Source organism: Prevotella sp. LMAG:51, from assembly GCF_008680225.1.
Classification (GTDB): domain Bacteria; phylum Bacteroidota; class Bacteroidia; order Bacteroidales; family Bacteroidaceae; genus Prevotella; species Prevotella pectinovora.
The window spans coordinates 1-25437 of the sequence record NZ_NALQ01000030.1; the positions used below are offsets into that span (position 1 = coordinate 1).

Consider the following 25437-nt stretch of genomic DNA (forward strand, 5'->3'; position numbering starts at 1 on the left):
GGTGATGTTCAGCGTCTTGTCCTTCTTCTGTGCGGATGCCGGGAGGATACTGCCGAAGAGGACGAAGAGAAACGTAAGGAGTAGGATATCTTTTCTCATATCGCGTTGTTTTTCGTTTATATTGTTTCCTGATTTATCTGCCTATACCATAGCGAACTGTGGTTGCGGCAGGAAATGCGGAAAAATAAAAAAAGGTAACGGGGTGTCCCGCCTGCTGGGGCGGGACTGTTACCCATTACCAATACTAATTTTCAAAGATTTTTATTTAACAGTTACCTTCATGGTCTTCACGCCGTCGGCGGTCTGCATCCTTACGACATAGATGCCGTTCTCGAGCTGGTCGAGTGTCTGCATTCCGGTTCCCTTGGCGAGCTGCGATCCGTTCAGAGAGTATACTGTGACTGCAGCGTTCTGTGCGTCTTCAGCACTGATGCCCTGGATGTTGCTGCCTTCTGCCGGCACGAAGTTGGTGAACGTGAAGTCATCGTAGAATGCCTGGAGAGCAAATGTCGCGTTGTAGTCGCGCACTGCCACGTAGATGTCCTTGCCTGCGTATGCAGAGAGGTCGATGACGTAGTGTTTCCAGTCTGCACGGTCGAGGAACGGAATCTCCTCAAGCGGCAATACCTCTGTGAACTGGTCGGTGCTGCTGTTGCCTGTCTCGCTGACGAGCACTGCCACCTTATGCTTTGCTGATGGCAACACGCTCTGCAGACTCTCCAGGTTGCGTGCCCAGAAGTCGAACTGTGCGCCTTCTCCAGCCTTGAGCTTCTGACTGATAATCCAGTTGTCGCCCGTGATGTTCTCCGACAACGGTGTTCCAGCCATGAGCACTGCGTCGCCTGATATTGGAGCGATGCCGTTGTGGTTAGGACGCTCGTAGACGATGGTGAAAGCGAAGACGCCACCGCTCTCCGGACATTCTGTACCGTAGTATGTGAAGCGTGATGTTGCAGCTCTGTCCACGTCAATCATTGTGAAGTCGTTCTTCCAGTTGTGGTCGAGGTCGTTGTCCTCGAATGAATAGTAGTAAACGTTGCTTGCCAACGCTGTTCCCTCAACAGGGAGCGAAAGGGTGTAGCCGCTCTCGAATGTCACTGTGAGGTTGTCGCTTACTGTAGAAACGGCATCCTTGGCATTGAACTGAATGTTGAACTTCTGTCCCTCGCCGGCTGCTATCTCGTCGCCTGCCTTGATGGATGTCTCGAAGTTGCCGGTTGCGAACGTTGCGCTCTTGACCTTCAGCGTATTGGCTCCCTTGTTGATGAGTGTGAAGATGTCGCCAGAATTGGTTGCCATGTTGTAGTTCACCTTGCCTGCGTTCCATCCGCTCTTGTTGAGGATTGCCTTGTCGCCTTCTTTCTCTTCCAATACCACATTGTCGAGAGCTCCGCCTGAATCCTTGCCGCTGTAGCTGTAGTGTGTCCAGCGGAACTTCACTGTCTTGCCTGCGTATTCTGCGAGGTCGAACGATTCTCTGATCCAGTAGATCTTCTCCTTCGCCCAGTCTGTTGACATGTAAGAGAGTTCTTTCCATTCACCGTCGGCATAGATTTCGAAGGTCAGCTTCTCAACGCCGTTGTTAGGCTCTATGTTTACTTTCTTTTCAATGCCGCTCGCATCTGCCACGAGGTCTGTAGGATGACGGTCGCCCCAGTCGAATGATATTGCCATGGTCTTGTTGGCAGGGAGCTTGAACTCCTGTGTAGACACTGAGATATGCTCGCCGTTATTGAGCCATGTGGCATAGAGGCATGGCATTGGATTGCCTGATACTGTATTGACGCTCCATTCGCGGTTATACTGCGACTCGCCTTCTGTGGTCCAGCCTGTCGGCAGATTGTCGCCACTGAAGTCCTCGGTATATGGATAGTCGGCAACCGAAGCGTCTTTCTGTGTGGTGAAGCGCCATTCCGGAGATTTCGTTGCCTGGCCTGCAGCGTTGTATGCCACTACCTTCCAGTAGTATGTAGTCTCATAGTCGGCTGTTGGGAGTGTATAGGTGAGCACGTTGCCCACGTTCTGTCCGTCAATCACGTTGTAAACGCCTTCTGCTGTTCCCACATAGAGGTTGTAGCCCTCGGCGAACAATGCCGGTGTCCATTCGAGCTTGATGTCCTTAGGATAGATGTCTGTTGCCTTGTCCTTAGGTGTCACCACCTTGCAGGTGTCTGGCACGCCGTCCTGTCCGTAGAGTGCAGGAAGGAGGATACGGTCGAGATAGAAGTTGCTGCACTCCGGCACGTAGCCGTCGTTTGATGTCACGCCGGTGTTCACCCAGCGCACGTATGAGTTGTCTGTTCCTGTGCCGAGGTCAACGGTCTGTGTCACCTTCACGTTGCTCTTGCTGACATCTTGGTATGGGAATATCCATTTCTCGGTCCATGTCTTTCCGCCGTCGGTAGAGAGTTCCACCTTGATGTCGTTGCTCTGGTATGTAGTACCGTCTTCGCTGGTGAAGTCGTTGTAGTATTCGAATATCACCTTGCCGCCTTTGGTGAGGTCGAGGCGTGGCGTAGTGATGTAATTGTCCTGCATGTCTACGCTTGCCACTGCCGAGCGGTCGCCCTCAAGGGCTGTAGATGTTGCTGACCATCCTGAGTTCTTCCATCCTGCCGGTGGGAAATATGCCTCGAAGGTTTCCTCTGTCATACCGTCGGGCAGCATTTCCTTGGTTGCCTTCAGGGTGATGGTGAGGTCGCCGCCATTGGTATGGAGCACCACGTCAGCTGACGATGGACTGGCAAGCGAAGCGGTATACGACAGCTGGAAGTTGACCGCCTCGTTCTTGTCGAGGTTCACTGTGGTAGGGTCGAGTGTCATCTTAACGCAGTCAGGCATGTCGACGCCTGTTATCTGCAGACCCTTCTTGCCCACGTTGGTGAGGGTGAACTGCTTGGTATAGAATTTCTCTCCGAGATACATCTTGCCGTAGTCATAGCTCGTGAGGTTGAGCTTGCCCACTGGTGTAGTGGCTGGAGTGAACTGCTTCACGAGCACGTTGTCCAATGCCATGGAGTTTGAATTGGTGGTGAGCATCTTGTACACAAAGGCGATCTTCACCTTCTGGCCCTTCCATTCGCTGAGGTCGAGCTTGCTTGACTGTGTCTGCCAACCCACGAAGTTGGTCACTCCGCTCTCTTTCAGGTCTTCTGGATTCTGGATGGAGAATATCGTCTCGGCATTGGCGAGGTCACCGTTTTTCACGATGCGCACCTGCAGGTCGTACAGGGACTCGGCACTGAATGCCACCTGCGAGGTCTTCCAGTCGAAGCTCAGCTGATAGGTGTCGTCGAGGTCGAGCTCAGGTGTGAGCAGGATTTCCTCTCTCGGTCCGGCGCCGTCGGCACCCGAAAACATCTGTCCGTCGCAATATGCCACGTGTTTACCGGATATCGTACCTTTTTCAGAATAATAGTTGGTCCATTTATACTGGGGGGTCTCGCCGGCGTAGGTGTCTACCGTTGTCCACCCTTGGCCGCTGGCTACGGGACGCGAGAATGGAGTGTCGTCTTCCGAAGCTCTCACATAGTCGGTCTCAAAACCCTCGTCGAGCAATACTTTCTGTGCGCTGACGCTTACAGAAGTAGCAAACATTGCCGCTAACAGCATTAAAGATTTAAACTTTTTCATTGGCTTTGCTTTTTGGGATTATTATTGTTATATCTATTTCATTAAACACATATTTGTATATAGTGGGAATAATATTTGTGAATCAATCACCATACTGGTTGTTCCTTTCTGCCGACAACTGACTTCTTGTATCATCGTGTCGTTTCATCGGCAAAAGTAATAAAAAAACTCACTTTTTGCTAACATTTTATGCGAAAATACGGCAGGCAATCTATTAAAATACAATTTGTCGCATTAATTTGTAATGCAAAAGATACAAAATGGAAGATTTTGCATGACCACCGCCAATAAAGTTACGGATTAAAATCAGTCAGAGAGAAATAGTAACAATGACAATCATAACAAGCATATAAAAATTAAAAAACCTTAGACAGGACACACAATGCCTTGCCTAAGGTTTTCTTGTTCGCGTCCGAACAAATACTACATGTTATTTAATCATTACCTTCAATATAATTTATTCATTTCTGCTAAAAATGTACTTGGAAATATTATATATTATGTCTGTTTTTCTCTTTTCATACTGACTGTCATGACCTGTTCGCAGTTTCGCGTCGTGGAGGAATGGAATGTAAAAGACCAGATAACCTCACTTAACTAGCTTTTCTACGTCAAGATGCATTTTTGAAAGACTTTGGATGAAATGTCTGGATTGGGTTAGCAATTGACTTTCGACCTTAAAAACTATGAACCTATCATTTGTAGTCGTTATGACTATAGAGATTGATGAATAATGTAACGGCTTGTGGTGCCAGTTAATAGTTGTCTCTAACGGGAGAATATGTCATTATCGTTGACGCTCCCACAAAAGTTGATTTCACGATTTCTTGTCCTTTTTGTATGCTTCAGTCAGTAGTATCGTATGTTTCCTTTAATTAAATTATTACTATGTTCCTTGTTTTGTTATTACGCTTGCAAATATATTGCTTTATTTTATTTTCACAAAACAATATATCACTTTTTTTTGTGCTTTTTGAAAAAATCGCAAAAATATACGCTTTTTTATTATACAACGCCTCAATTACATTATATATAGGGCAATGTAAATGCAAAATTGCCGTTTTGCTACAGAATGTAAGGAAGCACCCTGTTCTGCTTAAATCATATACAGGGATAGCAAAGCCAAAGCTACATATTGAAAGAAAGAGGATTGAACAAATATTGGATATTTTATCACAAAGAAATAACAAAGTGTCACTTACGAATTGACTGTATACATTCGGAATTGGAAAAAGATTGACAATAACATGGAAAACGGACAAAAGAAAGAAAAAAGTAAGTAGATAAATCACATTACCCTGCTCATAATAAGAAACCAGAAGAATATCATGCAAGAAGTGGATGGCAGCCAGACGAAAAAGCCATAACTTGTCTTGACCATTGCTACAGCTCTGATCAGACAGGACCTCTTGCCAGGTATGGCTTCGTAACATACAAACTAAAATCACTTGATTGAAAAACTGTTGGAAAATAAAAGTTTTTTCCGATGAAACCGCCAATTCTTAGATCACAATCAACTACTATGGCTTGCTTTTAGAAGGTCGAAATATGATTGTCTTTTAACCCAAATCGGTCGTTAGGGATTGCTTGGATTTTGTTTTTTAGAAGGATGGATTTTGTTTGGCTTTTAATGAGTAATAGCGGGCTATTGCGAATTAAAAACAGACGAAAGACGCCTTATGAAAATCAAAAGACTGCAAGCAGTTATTTGAATTATATATTAAACGGCCTAATGACCTATTGGGAGGGGTAACGATAATCAAGCACAAAATATACACATAAGAATGTTTTTTTACGGGAAAAAGTATCATAGTATCATTTTACGGTCTCTCAGAACGGCTAAAATCCTGCAAGCCAACGAGTAACGCCAATGATACTTTTCCGAACTCTTTACAGAAAAGTATCATTGATGTATCATCGAAATATCATACCGTTTTATGTTGTTTTAACCCCAATCGGTCATTAGAACCATCCTGACCTACCTAATGGGAAAGGACAAGTTACTCTGCATATTGCCATCAGCCCCCACCTATCCTCCCCCGTAGGGGAGGGAATGGTTACTCTTGACTGCCTGTTTACCAGTGGGTTATCCATAATTTTGCAACTTGACCACCAATGGTCATCAGTATTCGAAGTAAACGGCACCACCAGTCTATGGCAGAAACGGAGTAAACTGCATCACCAGTCTATGGCAGAAACGGAATAAACTGCACCACCAGTCTATGACAGAAACGGGATTAACGGCACCACCAGTCTATGGCAGAAACGGAGTAAACTGCACCACCAGTCTATGGCTGAAACGGAGTAACCTGCACCACCAGTCTATGACAGAAACGGAGTAACCTGCACCACCAGTCTATGACAGAAACTGGATAACCTGCACCACCAGTCTATGACAGAAACGGAGTAACCTGCATCTCCCCTTCGGGGGAGAACGAGAGGGGGCTGAAGTCAGAGGCAGAGTAATCTGTTACCTCCCTTTGGGAATGTTAGTTTGTAACCAAGAGCGTATGGGTTACAGATAAAACACCCTAAACCCATTTGTCATTCCGTGATGTCGCTGTATCCCCAGCCTATGGTTGATGGACAGCAGTCTATGATCCTGTCAGAGAGTACAAAATCTGCCCAACTGGGGCAACGTGCTTGCCCATGTTGGGCAACGTGCTTGCCCCACTTGGGCACGCTGCTTGCCCCACTTGGGCAGAAAATGCACCAGACGGCTGCCCAATTAGTTAATGTTGTAATATCCATATTCCTGTTTTCTGGATTCTGCCAACACATGTAATTCCTGCCATCTGAATTCCTGCCATCTGATACTTCCTCTCATCTGCAAACCATCCAGACAATTGCCTGACAGTTGTCTGACAGCCAACTGCCTGAATATCAAAGCACTACATGAAAAAACCAGACAATCTGACAGTTTTGACGATTTTTTAGTGAAATAGCAATTCTATAGTCACCATCATTGCTCCCTGTCTCTCCGTCAGGGATAGTGTCATCAATTTCAAGTCAGGGGACACAGGAACAAGACCACTAAAGAGCAGTGTACTAAAAGCTGTAAATCCTTGTTTTAAGGACAAAAGTTTGGAAGTTTGGAAAATATGACGTAATTTTACAATATCAAAGGGTTAATACCGATGAAATCGGCATTTTTTGTAGTTTTTCGCCTTGTTGCGCTACCAAGACAATGCACAAAGCGGAGAATTGCCATGAGATTGAAACGAAGGCGGAAATGGGAAACGCCACAGAATCCGCATGGCAGAATCCATGTTCCAAAGGAACGAAATACGGAATAAACAATAAAAACAACAAAATATACAACAAAATGGGAAAGATTATACTCACTGGCGACCGTCCGACGGGACGCCTACACTTAGGTCATTACGTGGGATCGCTGCGCCGCCGCGTGGAACTGCAAAACGAGGGTGATTTCGACAAAATGTTCGTTTTCATCGCAGATGTGCAGGCTCTCACTGATAATGCTGACAATCCAGAAAAGGTCAGACAGAACATCATCGAAGTGGCTCTCGACTATCTCTCTGCAGGTCTCGACCCGGAGAAAGTGACGCTCTTCGTACAGTCTATGATTCCGGAGCTCGCCGAACTGACGGTATACTTCATGAACCTCGTCACCGTGTCGCGCCTGCAGCGAAATCCTACGGTGAAAACGGAGATTCAGATGAGAAACTTCGAAACGAGCATCCCTGTAGGCTTCTTCACATACCCTATTTCTCAGGCTGCCGACATCACGGCTTTCAAGGCTACCACCGTGCCGGCCGGAGAGGACCAGGAGCCGATGCTGGAGCAGACCCGCGAAATAGTGAAGCGCTTCAACTATATCTATGGCGACGTGCTCGTGGAACCGAAAATCATGCTGCCTACCAATCAGGTGTGCTGCCGACTGCCGGGAACCGACGGTAAGGCGAAGATGAGCAAGAGCCTCGGAAACTGCATATATTTGTCGGATTCATCGAAGGAAATGCAGCAGAAAGTGAAGGGAATGTACACCGATCCGGGCCACTTGCGCGTGGAAGACCCGGGTAAGGTGGAGGGCAACACCGTGTTCACATATCTCGACGCATTCTCTACAGAGGACGACTTCGCTGAGTTCTGGCCAGAGTATAAAAATCTCGATGAACTGAAGGACCACTACCAGCGTGGCGGTCTGGGCGACATGAAATGCAAGAAGTTCCTCATCAAGGTGCTCGACAAGCGCCTTGAACCTATCCGCCAGCGCCGCCATGAGTTTGAGCAGGACATCCCTGAGGTTTACAACATCCTGAAGAAGGGCAGCGAGGCAGCACGCGAAGTGGCAGCAAAGACTCTCGACGAGGTTCGCGAGGCTATGAAGATAAACTATTTCAACGACGCAGCCCTCATCCAGCAGCAGGCTGAGATGTATAGAAATAAATAATTGCGGACCGAGAGGCTAAGGAGCAATCATCGGAACGCAATCCTGACAAAAAAAAAGACACCACGATACTCCCCATATTGCGCTTCATGCCGTATGGGGAGTTTTTATATATAATAAAAGGTTATCAATTTGACACTTTAAAAGAAAGATTTTAATCATATTGCCAATTTTTATCTAATATTTTTTGAGTTTTATTTGTACATCTCAAAAAATATCTCGACTTTTGCAAGCGGAACGTTATTCAAGAAGCAAAATTGCAATGAGGAAAGATGAAAAACAGTATAAATTGCAAGAAAGGAAACGTTAGAGAGAAACATACAACAACTGATTAAATTATCAACTAAATAAATTTAAGCTTATGAGAATATTTACTTTACTTTCGTTCGCGGCCATCTTCGCTGCACAATCTGCAAATGCACAGAACCCTGTACAGAACCAGCGCATCTCACTTGAGAGTGTATCAGGTGTTTACGCTCCAGCACAGAGCCCGGTAGCCAAGAAGGCGGTTTCTGACATCATGCGCCCTGCTAAGGAGCAGATCTTCTACAGAAACGACAAAGACGACGGATGGGCAGAAAAGGCAGCCGAGGAGTACACTTACACCTACGACGAGAAGGGCCGCGTGAAGACAAAGCTCAGCTACGACCCTAAGGCTGAGGTTGCAAACCAGAAATATTCGCGCTACACATACGAGTATGACGAGGACGGAAACGAGACGCTCGTACTCTTTGAATACAGCGGCGACAAAGAGACATGGAAGGGCGATTGGAAAATCGAGAAGACTTGGGACAACGTGGTGAAGGGTCTACAGACTGGTGCCATGATGTATGAATACAGCGTCGTGACAAAGCAGCTCACCAAGATGTCTCCAGAGAACTGCTTCCGCACAGAGATTACCCGCGACGACAAGGGCCGCGTGACTCTGTATGTGAACTACAGATACGATGACAAGAAGAAGGAGTATATCAACCAGCGTATCACTCCTACATACGACGAGGCTACCGGCCATCCTTCATCAGTGGTGATGGAGGACCAGATATGGGACAATGACGCACAGGCAAACGTATTGGGCGAGATTAGGAGATTCCATAACTTGAAATGGCAAGAGTGTGACGACCAGTTCGTGAACATAAACGACAACTTCCGTATGGGCAATTGCCGCGCTACTGAATACAGATTCAATTATCGCGGTGTGGACTACGGTGACTATGTAATTACATACGGTGAGAAGTATCCTGAGTATGTAGCTAATTATACATACCTCGACGGATCTGGCAGTGACGTCATGACAAACAAGCTAATTGACGATAACGGTTCTTACTACTACTATGACGAAAGCTGGTGGGATAAGAACGGCGACGGAGAGAAAGGCGCAGATGAGATTTCATTGAGCAAGTATGTTTACTACTACAATGAAAAAGGCGTGAAGTGTGGCGATGAGCAGTGGGGAAGCGGATACGGCTCTCCAATCGAACTCTACTATGCCCACAAGGACGTTTACACATACGATGCTGCCTATGACTACCAGACAGAGATCGTGGCTTACTCATTCGATTTCTTCAACAAGGTTCTCGAGGACGGCACTGTAAACTACACTCCAAACCAGCGCACTGTTTACTCAGACTTCACAAAGGTTGGCGAAGTTGACGCTATCGACACAGTGAAGGCTAACGCTGAAGGCTTCACCACATACTCTCTCTTCGACCTGCAGGGACGCTGCGTAGAGAAGGGCGCTATGAACAACAACATCGGTAGCGGCAAGCACGGCGTATTCATCCTCCAGATGAGCAACGGCTCTGAGACAAAGAGCGTACGCATAGCAAGATAATGACATAGACCAGACTAACATCCAATACAATCCCCGTGGCATCGAAAGACGCCACGGGGATTATTCATTTCTACAGCCGATAACGCCCACTTTGCAAACCCGTCTTGACAAAGTCAGCACTATGGATTGACAAACCTCACTAAATAGTGTGAATGACATAAAATATTTACATAAGGGTACGGGGTATATCAGATTTTCTTTGTAATTTTGCCACGTAAAAAGAGCCATACCGTTATCGTGGCAGCTCCAGAGCGAGCCATGTTTGCCAACCACGGAAACGGAAACGGCATGACAAGACTCGAAACGGTATTAGCTACAAGCCGGCAGACGGCATCATCGACAGATCGGGAAACGACAACAACGACAAATCGAAAACTGCATTATCGACAATCGAGAAGGTATTAGTGAGACACAATACATTATAATATTATAATAACATTATGATTTATTCAACAGAAGTAAAGAACATGTGCGTTGTGGCCAAAGGCCCAAACCACGGACCAGCTCCTATCCCAGAGGAAGGAAAATGGGTTTATGCTAAAGAAATCAAAGACATCTCCGGCTACACACACGGTGTGGGTTGGTGTGCTCCTCAGCAGGGCGCCTGCAAGCTGTCTCTCAACGTTAAGGACGGCGTTATCCAGGAGGCTCTCGTTGAGACTATCGGTTGCACGGGTATGACCCACTCTGCTGCCATGGCATCAGAAATCCTGCCAGGCAAGACAATCCTCGAGGCTCTCAACACAGACCTCGTTTGCGACGCCATCAACACTGCCATGCGCGAACTCTTCCTGCAGATCGTTTACGGACGCACACAGAGTGCATTCTCTGAGGGTGGTCTGACAATCGGTGCCGGTCTTGAGGACCTCGGCAAGGGACTCCGCTCACAGACTGGTACTCTCTACGGTACTGTTGCCAAGGGCACACGCTACCTCGAGCTCACCGAGGGATATATCACACGCCAGTTCCTCGACAAGGACAACCAGGTTTGCGGTTACGAGTATGTACACCTGGGCAAGATGATGGAGGCCATCAAGAACGGTATGGACGCCAACGAGGCAGTGAAGAAGTTCACAGGCTCTTACGGACGCACCACCGCCGAGCAGGGAGTTGTTAAAGCTATTGATCCACGTAAAGAATAATAAGGAGAAACAAAGACATGATTAGAAAAGTAAGTTACGAAAGTCAGGAGCGTCGCGAGGCGCAGGTTCTCGCTGCCCTCAACGCTGAGGGTATCAAGAGCGTAGAAGAGGCTAACGAGATTTGCGAGGCTGCAGGTGTTGATCCTTATCAGATGTGTGAGGACACTCAGCGTATCTGCTTCGAGAATGCAAAGTGGGCATACGTTTGCGGTGCTGCCATCGCCATCAAGCGCGGCTGCAAGACTGCTGCTGAGTGTGCAGAGGCTATCGGCGTGGGTCTGCAGGCATTCTGCATCCCTGGTTCTGTTGCCGACGACCGTAAGGTTGGTCTTGGCCACGGTAACCTCGCTGCACGTCTGCTCCGCGAGGAGACACAGTGTTTCGCATTCCTCGCCGGCCACGAGTCATTCGCTGCCGCTGAGGGTGCCATCAAGATTGCTGAGATGGCAAACAAGGTTCGCAAGAATCCTCTGCGCGTTATCCTCAACGGTCTCGGCAAGGACGCTGCCATGATCATCAGCCGTATCAACGGTTTCACATACGTACAGACAGAATTCGACTACTACACTGGCGAGCTGAAGGTCGTTAACCGCATCGCTTACTCTGACGGTCCACGTGCAAAGGTGAACTGCTACGGTGCAAACGACGTTCGCGAGGGTGTGGCTATCAACTGGAGCGAGGATGTAGACGTTTCCATCACCGGTAACTCTACAAACCCGACACGTTTCCAGCACCCGGTAGCCGGTACATACAAGAAGGAGCGTCTCGCTGCCGGCAAGCCTTACTTCTCAGTGGCTTCAGGTGGTGGTACCGGACGTACTCTTCACCCAGACAACATGGCTGCTGGTCCTGCTTCTTACGGTATGACCGACACCATGGGCCGTATGCACTCTGACGCTCAGTTCGCAGGTTCTTCTTCAGTTCCTGCCCACGTAGAGATGATGGGCTTCCTGGGTATGGGTAACAACCCGATGGTAGGTGCTACAGTGGCTATCGCCGTAGCTATCGACCTCGCCCTCAACAAGAAGTAATTATCTTGTTCATAAGATATTTACATAATATTATCCTCCATAATCCTTATAGCGATTATGGAGGATTTTTTTGTATCTGCAAACCTGTTGGATATTGGCTTTTCTGGTGAACTTGTGATCGGGGGGTATGCCATATTTCCCTTTATTTAACGTGGAGAATGGTGGATTTTCGGAGAATATATATATATTTGCATCAAGCGACATTATATTCTATATGGAGCAAGAATTGTAAATGACCTGATAGAAAAGCTAAGAAGAAAAGAATAACAATGGATAAAGGGCAATTTCTATTATATCAGACTCCTGACGGTGATTCACAGATAGAGGTGAAGCTGCAGAACGATACTGTCTGGCTATCACTTGACCAGATGGCAGAGTTGTTTCAGCGTAATAAGTCCACTATCTCACGACATATAAAGAATGTGTTGGAGGATGGCGAATTACAAGAAGAGGCAACTATTGCAAATTTTGCAACAGTTCAAAACGAAGGGACTCGCAAGGTTGAAAGGGTAATAGCTTACTACAACCTCGACATGATTATCAGCGTAGGTTATCGTGTACATTCCTACCGTGGTGTTCAGTTCCGTATATGGGCAACCAAGGTATTGAAGGAGTATATAGTGAAAGGCTTCGCCATGAACGATGACCTGCTAAAGCGAGCTGGAGGTGGCAATTACTTTGACGAGCTGCTTGCAAGAATACGTGACATCCGCTCCAGTGAAAAAGTGTTCTATCGCAAGGTATTGGAGATTTATGCCCTCAGTATCGACTATGACCCACGAGTGGAAATGACACAAAAGTTCTTCAAGACTGTACAGAACAAGATGCACTATTCTGTTCATGGTCATACTGCGGCGGAAATAATTTACGAAAGAGCCGATGCTGAGAAAGACTTTATGGGACTTACGACATGGTCTGGAGCTATGCCTACAAAACCAGAAGCGGAAATAGCCAAGAACTATCTCACCCACGAAGAGATAAAATCACTGAACCGCATCGTAAGCCTGTATCTTGACTTCGCCGAAATGCAAGCCGAGGAGCACCGACCTATGTATATGAAGGATTGGATAAACATTCTCGATGATTTCCTCCGTATCTCCCGAAAAGACATCCTCACCCATGCAGGCAAAATCTCCGCCAAACTCGCCAAAGAGAAAGCCGACCAGGAATACGACAGATTCAAGGAGCGCACCAAGAACGCCCTCTCGCCTGTAGAGATTCATTTCTTGGAGAATTTTGAGCGCGAGCAAAAGAGATTATCTGGAGGAAAAGACAATAATAAGTAAAGTCTGCTCTACATATCAACCACACCTTAATTATATCAGAATACAAGTCCTGATGACCGATTGTGCTTAACTCCCAATCGGTCATCAGGCTGTTTTTATCTCACCACGATTTCATCGGTGAAGAGCCATCCGAATTCGGTGTCGCAGCTGCCCTGCACTCTCACGTAGCGTGTCTTCCGGCTGCCATGCCATGCCTGAGTGCGGTAGCCCACACGACAGGGGTCGCGCTGCGGCTGGTCTTGCGAATACACCTGAGTGAATGTCTTGCCGTCTTCGCTCAAAGACACCCGATATTTGGTAGGATAATAAATCCACGGACCGAGCGACTGCATAAATACCGCCGACACCTCATGCAGCTTCTGTATGCTGCCCATGTCTATCGTCACGTCGAGACACCATCCCTCAGTGCCTGTGAAGCCTTGCCATTTCTTGTCGGCATAGGTCCAGCCGCCACGCACTCCGTCAACAAGCGCCTGTTCGCCACCGGCAGTGTATTTGGGATGCAACGGTGTGTTGTAGGTCACACGACAGCCACGAGCCTTATGCTTCACGGGAGTGAACGACTCCTTGCGCTCGCCAATCTCATGACGAAGGTCGAAGGCGTGGATTCCCATAGCCCTCACCGTGTCACACTCTGCCAAGGCACGACGGTGGAAATCGGCATAGTCTTTCTTCTCTGCCCCGTTCCATCCTATCTCGGCTATCGCCATAGCACGTGGCCAGAACATATACTCCATCTGCTCGTCAGACGGTATGTATTCTGCCCACAGGTTAGCCTGCAAGCCCGTGATATGGCGGCGCTCGTCGGCGGTGAGGTCATCGCCCGGCACGTAGTCATACATCTTCTTGAGCGTGAGGTATCCGCCCATCGCCGTAGGCTGGGTGATGGGAGCATCCTGATATCTGTCGATATAGCAGTAGTCGCCCGGCGAGAGCACCACATCGTAGCCGTGCTCAATAGCCTTGCGTGCCAGGTCGGTCTCTCGCCACACCATCACAGTGGTATTGGGGGCGAGACGGGAGGCTATCACCTCGTCCCATCCCACAAGGCGTCTGCCGTGGGCATTGAGGAAATTGCCGAAGTGGGTGATGAGATGTGCCTGCAGTCCTGCCTTGTCGGTATGCAGCTCTTTCATCATGCGCTGGCAGAGCAGACAGTTGTCCCAGGCTTTCATCACTGCCTCGTCGCCTCCCACGTGGATATATTCCGATGGGAAGATGTCCATCACCTCAAGGAGCACGTTCTCCATGAAATCGTATGTTGCCACACTGCCGGGACACAGGTCGGAATCCTTGTATGGCTCATGGGAGCAGGAGAGTTCGGGATAGGCGGCGAGCACTTCTTCTGAGTGGCCCGGCATCTCTATCTCCGGCACTATCGTTATGCCCCGGTCGGCGGCATAGCTTACGAGCTCACGCAGTTGGTCCTGGGTGTAATACCCGCCGTAGGCTCCCGGTGTGCCCTCCTCCACGTATTTTCCGCCGTTGTCGGTCCACTCCTGCCATGTGGCATAGGGACGCCAAGCGGCGAGGTTGGTGAGCCGGGGGTATCGCTTTATCTCTATTCGCCATCCGGCGGCATCAGTGAGATGCAGATGCAGACGGTTGAACTTATATCGCGCCATGGCGTCGATCTGACGTTTCAGGAATTCGATGGAACGGAAATGACGCGACACATCGAGCATCATCGAGCGCCATTTGTATGCCGGTGCGTCTAACACATCGCAGCATGCCACTCCCTTCTTCGTAGTCAACTGTCTCACCGTAGCCCAAGCCAGACGGAAGCCGTCAGCACTGGCGGCTCGGATAAGGATGGTGTCGGGAGAAACATGCAGTTGGTAGGCTTCGGCCTCAGCACCGTCTTTCAGCGTCAGTCCGGCTATCGACTTTGGAGACAGTCTGTCGAATATCATCACCTGACGGGCGCCTCCCTTGCTAACAGCCATCCATGGCTCGGAATAGATGTTGCGGGCGATGTCCCCCACCCTGTTCTCCACTCTCACTTGTCTGCCACGGGTATGGAATGTCCCTTTGGCTGGCGCATACGACTGTGGTTTGGGCAGTATGCCCTGTGCTGACGCCTTGCCCTGCGGCGTGGCCACGGCAAAGGTGAGGACAAGGCTCATGGCGAGTGTCTTCACTCTTTTGCGTATTCTTCTGTCTATATTCATGTGATATTATGTTTTCTGTATTCCAACTTAGGTTTCCTGTGTTTTCTATGTCTTTGCAAAGATAATCCAAAAATTCGATTGAGTGAGAGAAATGGGAATTTATTCACAGTTCCGAACGTGAGGATTTTATCAAAAAATCGATTGTAATACAAAATGAATAGTCTTAAGACTTTCATTTAATCAAGCCGGAATTCAGAATCTGCACGAGATTGATGCAGATTTTGAAGAAATCTGCACGAATTTGATGCAAAAACGGGTATAGACTTCGTGTAAAAGATATTTATTGAATTAAACCATATGCGAGAAAGGAGTGAAACAGATTATTGAAACAACATCTCATACAAGGAAAAGCGGCATGAAGGAGAAATCAGAAATCTCCCTACATGCCGTTTTATTTTCGAATAAAACAATCTCCTAAACCCCAAGTCTGACCTTAACGTCAGACTGGATATGGAACTAACCTCTCAAATTGTCAACTTAAATTTACTTATGGAAGATAAAGTTTGCAATACGTTGGGCAGCATCCTCAGTAAATTGTTTTATATCTGATTTTTTCCATTTATCTTTAGGATAATGTGCAAGGGCAATGGCAAGTCCGAATTCGCTGCCCAAATATCCTTGTTTACTTTGTACAGTTGTTCCTTTTTTGGTTTTAAACCAATCATTGCTGACAGATTTATTGATGTTTTCCTCCAACAGGATCTTGTTGCCTAACTTATTTACTAAATTGTCAAATTCCTCTCTGGTTCCTATACCAGCATCTATTCTAATTGTATCAACATTATGTCCACTCGCTGGCATAATATGCTCAACGTTAACATTGCTCTCAAACTTGAATGGGATACCTTTATTCTGTGCGTAAAGATATTCATTAAGGAAAACAAGAATATTCTTGTCATAGTCTTTCAAGTCAACAATGATGTCATCTTCGTTGAAGCTGGCTGTAATATGTCTGTCGAAATCTGCGATAATGCTTTCTTCCGTATAGTCAGGATTTACAAGATTCAAATTCTCAGTGAATAAGAATGTCTTGAAAACGGAAGCAGAGTAACCAACTTCGCCCATTTCCATGATGGCAAAGAGGCGAAGAAAGCATTCTACAATAGGTTTGATTTTTTCTTCAGTTATTCTGTTCGCTTCAAACCTATAGAGATATGGCAGAAGGAACAACTTGAAGTTCTCATTAAACTTCAGTAATAACTGAATGATAGGATAATCAGCTATTATGTTCCAGATATTGAGAATCTTCTCGAAGGCATCACTCAACTTATAAGGTTCGTTTAGCAACTCAGGGTTTTCGTACGTATAATACTTTCTCACACCAGGGGTTGTCACCTCGCCAATTTTGTATTGCTGTTTAGTAGCGCGCTCATAGTACATGAATTGTTGTAGAACGGCATCAATGCTAACTACTTTTTTCTGACAGAGTATTTCGGCTTTTTCATTGATACGTTGCCATTGCTCTATAAACAAATCCTTATTGTCTGCTTTTGAATACAATTGAGCCGAGATGATGTCTGCATCTGAGAGTGGCATACCTGTAGAATTTAGAGAATTGAACATGGTTATAGCCTGTTCGATTTGCCAGCTCTTAATTTCTATAATTTGGCACTTAGAGAGGAATATTTTGGCAAAATTATTCAATTGTGACTCAGAATAACTTGATAGGTTGTTGTAAAAGTACTTGAAGTTCCTGAAGAAATTCGTGTATTTGTTATCCTTCTGCTTGCGAGGAATTTTATATACACTATTCTCGGCTATATTGAAGTTGGCAGCTTCAATAATTGCCTGGAAATCATTTTTGTATAGTTCATTAATTGATCTATTTTCGAGTACTACAATTCCTTTTGCATTATTCCAGTCTCTCTCAATATCTTCAAATTTATCTTCATCAGCCTTGTAAAGGATTCTGAAAATCTTTTCATAGCTGTTGTTCAAGCCTCTTCTTAAAGCCCGTGTGTCATCGCTTTCTGGCATTACACGAAGTGATTTCTTAATACAAAGCGAAATAGCTTTTAGAAGAAGAAGGAAGGTTGTTGTACGTTGCTGACCATCTATAAGGCTGAGACAATTATCTTTAGAGCAATCAATAATGATAGTTCCAAAGAAGTAAGGATCCTCTGCCCCTGATTCTAAAAACGCTCCAATGTCTTGCCATAGTTTTTCACATTGTACTGTGGTCCATGAATAGCCACGCTGATACTCTGGAATACAGAATTTATCTTCTGGTTCTAACCGAGTATATTCGCTAATGAGGCGCAAATTAGGCTCTATGTTTTTTGTCGGCATACTTATTATTATTTAAGTTTGATAATCTTAGAAAAGTCATATAAATATTGATAGAAAGGATTAATTCGATATCATCCTCTTTGAATGAGTTAATCTATCTGACAGATGAGGTTCCTTTGCAAAGATATAAATAATTACAGGAAAGGCAAAAGGAACAAAGTGTTTTTTGATTCTTCTTTACTTAATCAGTGTCCCGTAAAATCGGGACCAGCTAAACATTAATCAGAATGCTCTATCCGTTGAGCCAAGGAGCAGCCCTACCCATGGCTTCACTCTCGGGTGAAAGTTATGGGGGTGCTGCTGGTGTATGTTGGCACCGCTGTTGCACATTTTCGATGTTGGCGCGTTGAGCGTCGTCTCAATTAAATGTGACGGTTGCTACAAATGAGTGCAATCAATAAATAGTGAATTCTATTTGGTCGAAATCTCTGTCATTACACCTGTCCTCAGGTCTGTACGCCATTTTTTATTAAGGTCATCGCTGCTGATGATGATATCTGGTGGCCAGACTAACGGACCGTCAGTCTGCTCCCACTCCCAATAGAAAGGTTCCTTGGTAGGCTGAGACATTTTGTGACCGCGCAAATCGTAGAGTGTTCTTTTTCCATTTTGCACGACGACGAAGCCGGCTGAGTTCAGCGTATCTTCATATTCTTCTATACAGCCTTTCGTAAGCAACTCCTTCGTTTCTGTATTCATGAGGTAGAGCTTTCCGTCTTTGGAAACCGGAATGAAGCATCCCACCCCATCGAGGCCTACCACCTTGAAACCATTGAGTTGACGGTCTATCTCTGCTTTCTGGGTTAAATAGAGATTGGTCGTGTCATGATAAGCCTCATAAGATGGGTAAGACTCACCGTTTTGTCTTTGCAGCACTGCTTCTGTGGGATAGTCGGGAATGACGCCGTCCTCATAGCCTTCTATATTCGAGGATATGCATGAGCGCCACTCTTCAAAAGGAGTGTGGGCTAAGTCATGAGGTAGATAAGGCGTGTTCCACGTGCAGTACTCATTGCATAGCCAAAGTTCTTTTTCCCCTAAGGCGTCGGCAATCTCCTGCATAAGCAATCTCCAAAATTGGTTTTTGAAGAATAGCTGACAATAGTGGACTCCGCATTCTATATGCCACATGCCCACGCAGAGCTGTATGCGCATAACATCCCACAGCTCTGTGGTTATGGAATAGTCATCATAGTCGTCATCGTATTCCATGTTGAACACTCCTTTGCCCACACAGTATTTCGCAGACAACTTTTCAATCGTTTCTTCGATAAACGCTTCGCAGGCTCGCTTGTTGTTTCGCTCAGTAAAGCGATTTCTCACAATGCAACTTAAATCAACGCCCATAATATATAGTGTTTTAAAATTATGCTGCAAAGTTAAGTCGGCATTGTTCCACATCGTGGTACATGTTGAAGGATTTTTACGAAAACAGAAAAAAAGTTGGTGCCCAGGCTGCTTAGGACACCAACTTTATTTAAGGACATGCAATTGCCATCCGTAATGGGCAAGACTGCCGACGGGGTACTTGTTGGGAAAAAGCTAATGCAGGAAATCGAATGTCTCCAGTTTCTTCACAGCCAGCGCATGGCGCTCCCTATACGCCAGTCGGTAGTAGCGTTTGGCTTCGTCGAGGTTCTTCACTGTTCCCCAACCGTACTCGTAAAACTCGCCTACGCGGTAGTGGGCGTAGGGCAGTCCGCATTGCTTATAGAGCTCGAATGCTCGTTCCAGGTCTTTTGGATAGCCTTGGCTTCCCTTGCGCAGGATGTCGGCAAGATTGCTCATCGCCAAGTCGTCGCCGTGGCTGATGGCCCGCTCATACCAATAGACCGCCTTATGGATGTCCTTCTCTACCATTATTCCATTCTCAAAGATGCAGCCGAGATTGTTCTGAACATCTTTATCCTGAAGATTGGCGTCGTCGGGGTGGTTCTTCAGCAAGTTGAGCAGCCACTCCAAATACTCCTTGTCGAAACCGGAATCCTCGTAGTTGTCGGTATAAGACAGGTAGAACTCACGATAACATTTCGGGATGTCCGAGTAATTGTCCTTTTTGTTTGCCATTCCTATTTCTCCTCTATCTGATGATACATTTCTGTTGCCTTACGCATGCGGTCTTCTATCTTATTGATGACCGACTGTGGACTTATTACCTGCAAACGACCGCACTTTGAGAGCATATAGTCGATGAAGTCGGGGGTAGGCTTCAACTGCACCTCTATGTCAGCGTAGTCGCGGTATTTTTCGGGATAATCAATGAGGTCAAACCTGCTCGGCCATGACCTGAAGATTTGGCTCTTGTGCAACGGAACGTCGCGCAACTCATAACGCTCATCGGCGTAGGCCCTGATCACTATTCGTTCTGTGGGCATTTCCTCATCGATTACCACACCGAAGTAGGGCTCAAAGAAATCTGCCACATCGAAGTCTTTTGGCAGCTTGAAAATGCGCTGTTGTACTTTAAGCTCTTCTATCTTGTTGAGACAGAACATCTCATACTTGTCGCCGAATAGTTTGCCTAACAGGTACCACCTCTTGTGGAAGAGTTTTAGGCAGTAAGGGTCGGCAGCTGTCCAGAAGCTCTGTGGTGAGCCATACTGGCGATAGAGTATGCTGACACGACGCCTGCTTTTCATCGCATTGATAAGCTTTTCGAGAGTCTGCTCGTCCACCGACACCCGCTCTGCCACGACCCGCTCCTTGAGCGACAGACCCTCACTGACCACACTACCCAGCGACAGGGTCGACAGCATCCAGTTTTGCACCGAGTCGTCTTCCAGCACTTCCGGATTGCCTATATAATAGCGGTAGCGGTCCTTGCGGTCGCACTCGATGTAGATGCCAAAAATGTCTTGTATCGCATCCTTATGGCGGTTGAAGGTGGTGCGTGCCATCTCCACACCGCCGCTCATGTCGGTCTCCACCCATCGCTCATTCAGTTCGACAAAAGAGATGCGCCTGGCGCGGTAGATGGTTCTCACGAGCCAGATATATTCTTTGAACAATGCCGGAATCTTCATCTGCTTCAGTTATTTTATCTGAACGCAAAGTTACGACAATATTGTTTCATATCGTGGTACAAGTACAGAAAAGTTTACGCCCTTGCCTTATTTTCCAGGTAACGACATGCCTATTACGAAGACATGCGAAAACACGATGAGGGCTGTCCCATATCAACAGGACAGCCCTCATAGCGTTTATTGTTTTCAGAAAGAGAATGGCGGAAGCTGTGGTCCACCCTTCTCTTAATCATGTATAGTCAGAATTAGTTCTCCTCAATGGTCTGCTTGTCGGAGTAGTCGATTACGTTCTTGCGGTTTGCCTGCATACGGTCGTGCTCCTCCTGAGAACCAACGATGATTTTCTCAAACTCGCGAAGACCGGTACCGGCAGGGATGAGGTGACCGCAGATAACGTTCTCCTTCATACCCTCAAGACGGTCTACCTTACCGCGGATAGCAGCCTCGTTGAGCACCTTGGTGGTCTCCTGGAAAGATGCTGCCGACATAAAGCTCTTGGTCTGGAGGGCAGCACGTGTGATACCCTGGAGAATCTGAGTAGATGTAGCAGCCACTGCATCACGCACCTGAACGAGCTTGAGGTCGCGGCGCTTCAGACTTGAATTCTCGTCGCGCAGACGACGGGCTGTAATGATCTGTCCCTTCTGGAGTGTGTCGCTGTCGCCAGCATCCACTACAACCTTCTTGCCCCAGATGCGGTCGTTCTCCTCAGCGAAGTCGAGCTTGTCAACCATCTGCTGCTCGAGGAACGTGGTATCGCCCGGATCGTTGATCTGAACCTTACGCATCATCTGACGAACGATGATCTCGAAGTGCTTGTCGTTGATCTTCACACCCTGCAGACGGTAAACGTCCTGAACCTCGTTGACGATGTACTCCTGAACGGCGGTAGGACCCTTGATGGCGAGGATATCGCCAGGGGTGATAGAACCGTCGGAGAGCGGTGTTCCGGCGCGTACGGCGTCGTGCTCCTGCACAAGGATCTGCTTAGAGAGCGAAACGAGATATTTACGCTGCTCGCCAGTCTTCGATGTAACGATGATCTCACGGTTACCACGCTTTACCTTGCCCATTGTAACCTCACCGTCGATTTCTGACACTACAGCAGGGTTGGATGGGTTGCGGGCCTCGAAGAGCTCTGTTACTCGTGGGAGACCTCCCGTGATATCTCCTGCCTTGCCGACAGAACGTGGAATCTTGACGAGAGTGACACCGGTTGCCACCTTCTGACCGTCTACCACCACAACGTGACCACCCACAGGGAGGTTGTATGTTCCAATCACCTCGCCGTTCTCATCTATGATGTCGCAGGTTGGCACCTTGCTCTTGTCCTTAGACTCGGTGATGATGGTCTCGGTGAGTCCGGTGGTATCGTCGGTCTCTGAATGGTAGGTAACGCCCTCGATAACGTCACGGAACTTCAGCGTACCGGCATACTCTGTAACGATGACGGCGTTGAATGGGTCCCACTTGGCGATTACCTCACCCTTGGCGAGCACATCGCCTGCCTTGTGGTAGAGCGAGCTACCGTAAGGCACGTTCATAGAAGAAAGCGTGATGCCTGTATGTGGATCGATGAAGCGGATTTCAGCCAGACGGCTCACTACCATCTCGCACTCGCGGTCGCTGCCATCGTCGGTTTTTTCAACGAATGGCACCGTGCGCAACTCATCGAATTCAATCTTTGAATCGTTCTTTGCTACGATAGTGGCATTGGCGGCTGCGTTGGCAGCCACACCACCGGCGTGGAACGTACGGAGGGTAAGCTGTGTACCTGGCTCACCGATAGCCTGTGCGGCGATGACTCCTACTGCCTCACCCTTCTGAACCATACGGCTGGTAGCGAGGTTACGTCCGTAACACTTCATGCAGACGCCGTGCTTGCTCTCGCAGGTGAGCACTGAACGGATCTCGACGCTCTCGATTGGAGAGTCCTCGATAGCCTGGGCGATAGACTCTGTGATCTCGTCGCCGGCAGCCACGATGAGCTCGCCAGTCTGAGGATTCACGATATCGTGTACTGACACACGGCCGAGGATGCGCTCATAGAGGGTAGAGATAACCTCGTCGCCATTCTTCAGAGCTGTGCATACAAGTCCGCGCAATGTGCCGCAGTCTTCCTCGTTGATGATGACGTCGTGAGAAACGTCAACAAGACGACGAGTCAGATATCCGGCGTCGGCAGTCTTCATGGCGGTATCGGCAAGACCCTTACGGGCACCGTGGGTAGAGATGAAGTACTCCAACACGCTCATTCCCTCCTTGAAGTTAGACAAGATAGGGTTCTCGATAATCTGTGCACCCTCAGCACCAGCCTTCTGTGGCTTGGCCATAAGTCCACGCATACCGGCAAGCTGACGGATCTGGTCTTTAGAACCACGGGCTCCAGAGTCAAGCATCATGTATACGGCGTTGAATCCCTGATCGGCCTCTGTCATCTGCTTCATCAATACATCACCGAGCTCGTTGTTGACATGAGTCCAGGCATCGATTACCTGGTTGTAACGCTCCTTGTCGGTGATGAATCCCATATTGTAGTTGTCAGTAATCTGACGTACTTCGTCATTTCCACGCTCAACGAGTGCTTTCTTCTCCTCTGGGATGATGATGTCGTCGAGGTTGAAGGAAAGTCCGGCGAGGTATGCCATACGGTAACCGAGGTTCTTGATACCATCGAGGAACTCGCAGGCACGGGCGAAACCTACTGCCTTGATAACATCAGAGATGATGTCACGCAAGCTCTTCTTGGAGATTACCTTGTTTACGTAACCTACCTCGTCTGGAATGATGCCATTCACGATTACACGACCTACTGATGTCTCTACGAGTTTCTGCTCGTAGCCACCATTGTCGGCAAGGTCCTTGACAACGACCTTGACCTGGGCGTGGAGATCACAACGGCCTTCGTTGTGGGCGATGATAGCCTCTTCCGGACCGTAGAATGTAAGGCCCTCTCCCTTAGCACCCGGACGGATCTTGGTGATATAGTAAAGACCAAGCACCATATCCTGTGACGGCACCGTGATAGGCGCACCGTTGGCAGGGTTGAGGATGTTGTGGCTCTGGAGCATCAGAATCTGTGCCTCGAGCACTGCCTCGTTGCTCAATGGGAGGTGGACAGCCATCTGGTCACCGTCGAAGTCGGCGTTGAACGCAGTACAAGCCAACGGATGGAGCTGGATTGCCTTACCCTCGATGAGCTTAGGCTGGAAGGCCTGGATACCGAGACGGTGAAGCGTAGGGGCACGGTTAAGGAGAACCGGATGACCCTTCATCACATTCTCAAGGATATCCCAGATAACAGGCTCACGACGGTCAACGATCTTCTTGGCGCTCTTCACGGTCTTCACGATGCCGCGCTCGATGAGCTTGCGGATGATGAATGGCTTGTAGAGCTCTGCTGCCATCAGCTTAGGAAGACCGCACTCGCCCATCTTCAGCTCAGGACCAACGACGATAACTGAACGTGCTGAATAGTCGACACGCTTACCGAGGAGGTTCTGACGGAAACGTCCTGCCTTACCCTTCAGAGAGTCGGAGAGTGACTTCAACGGACGGTTTGACTCGCTCTTCACGGCGCTGCTCTTGCGGGAGTTGTCGAACAAGCTGTCAACAGCCTCCTGAAGCATACGCTTCTCGTTGCGGAGGATTACCTCTGGAGCCTTGATCTCGATGAGTCGCTTCAGACGGTTGTTACGTATGATGACACGACGATAAAGGTCGTTGAGGTCGGATGTGGCGAAACGTCCACCATCCAGCGGCACCAACGGACGGAGCTCCGGTGGAGTGACAGGGATGATCTTCATGATCATCCACTCAGGACGGTTCACGTTGCTGCTTCCACGGAATGCCTCTACCACCTGCAGACGCTTCAGAGCCTCTGTCTTGCGCTGCTGTGATGAATCGGTATTGGCGCGGTCGCGGAGTTCGTATGAGAGTGAGTCGAGGTCGAGACCTGCCAAGAGGTCGTAGATAGCCTCGGCTCCCATCTTTGCGATGAACTTGTTTGGATCTGAATCATCAAGATACTCGTTGTCCTCTGGAATCTGATCCATAAGATCGAGATACTCGTCCTCTGTGAGGAGGTCCATCTTGTGGGAACCATTGAGTTCCTCTTCCTTCTCAGGATCCATTCTGCCAGCCAGCACACCTGGCTGCACAACGATATACTTCTCATAGTATACCACAGAGTCGAGCTTCTTGGTAGGCAGTCCGAGCAGGTAGCCGATCTTGTTCGGCAATGAGCGGAAATACCAGATGTGGGCCACTGGAACTACAAGCTCGATATGGCCGGTACGCTCACGACGTACCTTTTTCTCGGTGACTTCCACACCGCATCGGTCGCAGACGATGCCTTTGTATCTGATACGCTTGTACTTTCCGCAGGCACACTCGAAATCCTTTGTAGGACCGAAGATGCGCTCGCAGAAGAGTCCGTCGCGCTCCGGTTTGTATGTACGGTAGTTTATGGTTTCAGGCTTGGTAACCTCACCGAATGAATTCTCGAGGATTTCCTCTGGCGATGCTAAGCTGATGGTAATCTTCGTGAAATTACTCTTTATCTTTGTATCTTTCTTAAAAGCCATAATTCTTGTTTATATATGTATGAGTAAAGAGTTG

General features: G+C 47.8%; 12 protein-coding genes. 5 read left to right on the forward strand and 7 right to left on the reverse strand.

Annotation, left to right across the window (positions count from 1 at the left end):
• Window positions 1-261: 261 nt before the first annotated feature.
• Window positions 262-3633, reverse strand: coding sequence for a T9SS-dependent choice-of-anchor J family protein (locus CCC32_RS11985; protein WP_287074790.1), 3372 nt, complete (start codon window positions 3631-3633; stop codon window positions 262-264).
• Window positions 3634-6958: 3325 nt separating this feature from the next.
• Here CCC32_RS11985 and trpS point away from each other — a divergent pair.
• The 5 genes from trpS (at window position 6959) to CCC32_RS12010 (ending at window position 13334) form a co-directional block, all read left to right on the forward strand.
• Window positions 6959-8047: a tryptophan--tRNA ligase gene (gene trpS / locus CCC32_RS11990; protein ID WP_022316694.1), complete on the forward strand. Its 1089-nt coding sequence runs from the start codon at window positions 6959-6961 to the stop codon at window positions 8045-8047.
• A 358-nt stretch (window positions 8048-8405) separates the two neighbouring features.
• The gene (locus CCC32_RS11995; RefSeq protein WP_287074792.1) at window positions 8406-9875 is read left to right on the forward strand and encodes a hypothetical protein; all 1470 of its coding nucleotides are present in this window, start codon (window positions 8406-8408) and stop codon (window positions 9873-9875) included.
• Between the two features lie 440 nt (window positions 9876-10315).
• Window positions 10316-11017 carry an iron-sulfur cluster assembly scaffold protein gene (locus CCC32_RS12000; RefSeq protein WP_022317243.1) on the forward strand — a complete coding sequence of 234 codons (702 nt, stop codon included), beginning with the start codon at window positions 10316-10318 and terminating at the stop codon, window positions 11015-11017.
• A 17-nt stretch (window positions 11018-11034) separates the two neighbouring features.
• Window positions 11035-12048 (forward strand): GGGtGRT protein, encoded by a 1014-nt coding sequence (locus CCC32_RS12005; RefSeq protein ID WP_287074795.1) that lies wholly within the window; start codon window positions 11035-11037, stop codon window positions 12046-12048.
• 269 nt (window positions 12049-12317) lie between these two features.
• Window positions 12318-13334, forward strand: a complete 1017-nt coding sequence (locus CCC32_RS12010; protein WP_044079320.1) for a virulence RhuM family protein — start codon at window positions 12318-12320, stop codon at window positions 13332-13334.
• 95 nt (window positions 13335-13429) lie between these two features.
• Here the strand turns inward: CCC32_RS12010 and CCC32_RS12015 are convergent, their stop codons facing one another.
• The 6 genes from CCC32_RS12015 to rpoC form a co-directional block, all read right to left on the reverse strand.
• Window positions 13430-15505: a glycoside hydrolase family 20 protein gene (locus tag CCC32_RS12015; protein ID WP_287074798.1), complete on the reverse strand. Its 2076-nt coding sequence runs from the start codon at window positions 15503-15505 to the stop codon at window positions 13430-13432.
• A 483-nt stretch (window positions 15506-15988) separates the two neighbouring features.
• Window positions 15989-17794, reverse strand: a complete 1806-nt coding sequence (locus tag CCC32_RS12020) for a DUF262 domain-containing protein (protein ID WP_287074800.1) — start codon at window positions 17792-17794, stop codon at window positions 15989-15991.
• A gap of 411 nt (window positions 17795-18205) precedes the next feature.
• Window positions 18206-19141 (reverse strand): hypothetical protein, encoded by a 936-nt coding sequence (locus CCC32_RS12025; RefSeq protein WP_287074803.1) that lies wholly within the window; start codon window positions 19139-19141, stop codon window positions 18206-18208.
• 195 nt (window positions 19142-19336) lie between these two features.
• Complete coding sequence (locus tag CCC32_RS12030) at window positions 19337-19861, reverse strand: tetratricopeptide repeat protein (RefSeq protein ID WP_287074805.1); 525 nt, start codon at window positions 19859-19861, stop codon at window positions 19337-19339.
• Window positions 19862-19863: 2 nt separating this feature from the next.
• Window positions 19864-20817, reverse strand: coding sequence for a helix-turn-helix transcriptional regulator (locus tag CCC32_RS12035; RefSeq protein ID WP_287074807.1), 954 nt, complete (start codon window positions 20815-20817; stop codon window positions 19864-19866).
• 245 nt (window positions 20818-21062) lie between these two features.
• Entirely contained in the window at window positions 21063-25403 is a 4341-nt protein-coding gene (gene rpoC / locus CCC32_RS12040; RefSeq protein WP_042520215.1) for a DNA-directed RNA polymerase subunit beta', read from the reverse strand.
• Between the last annotated feature and the right edge of the window lie 34 nt (window positions 25404-25437).

What these genes read in the sequence shown, in the direction of transcription:
- CCC32_RS12025 (WP_287074803.1), bottom strand. Translation starts at nt 19,141, where the DNA reads ATGGGCGTTGATTTAAGTTGCATTGTGAGAAATCGCTTTACTGAGCGA.
- CCC32_RS11995 (WP_287074792.1), top strand. Translation starts at nt 8,406, where the DNA reads ATGAGAATATTTACTTTACTTTCGTTCGCGGCCATCTTCGCTGCACAA.
- CCC32_RS12010 (WP_044079320.1), top strand. Translation starts at nt 12,318, where the DNA reads ATGGATAAAGGGCAATTTCTATTATATCAGACTCCTGACGGTGATTCA.
- CCC32_RS12035 (WP_287074807.1), bottom strand. Translation starts at nt 20,817, where the DNA reads ATGAAGATTCCGGCATTGTTCAAAGAATATATCTGGCTCGTGAGAACC.
- rpoC (WP_042520215.1), bottom strand. Translation starts at nt 25,403, where the DNA reads ATGGCTTTTAAGAAAGATACAAAGATAAAGAGTAATTTCACGAAGATT.
- trpS (WP_022316694.1), top strand. Translation starts at nt 6,959, where the DNA reads ATGGGAAAGATTATACTCACTGGCGACCGTCCGACGGGACGCCTACAC.
- CCC32_RS11985 (WP_287074790.1), bottom strand. Translation starts at nt 3,633, where the DNA reads ATGAAAAAGTTTAAATCTTTAATGCTGTTAGCGGCAATGTTTGCTACT.
- CCC32_RS12005 (WP_287074795.1), top strand. Translation starts at nt 11,035, where the DNA reads ATGATTAGAAAAGTAAGTTACGAAAGTCAGGAGCGTCGCGAGGCGCAG.
- CCC32_RS12030 (WP_287074805.1), bottom strand. Translation starts at nt 19,861, where the DNA reads ATGGCAAACAAAAAGGACAATTACTCGGACATCCCGAAATGTTATCGT.
- CCC32_RS12020 (WP_287074800.1), bottom strand. Translation starts at nt 17,794, where the DNA reads ATGCCGACAAAAAACATAGAGCCTAATTTGCGCCTCATTAGCGAATAT.
- CCC32_RS12015 (WP_287074798.1), bottom strand. Translation starts at nt 15,505, where the DNA reads ATGAATATAGACAGAAGAATACGCAAAAGAGTGAAGACACTCGCCATG.
- CCC32_RS12000 (WP_022317243.1), top strand. Translation starts at nt 10,316, where the DNA reads ATGATTTATTCAACAGAAGTAAAGAACATGTGCGTTGTGGCCAAAGGC.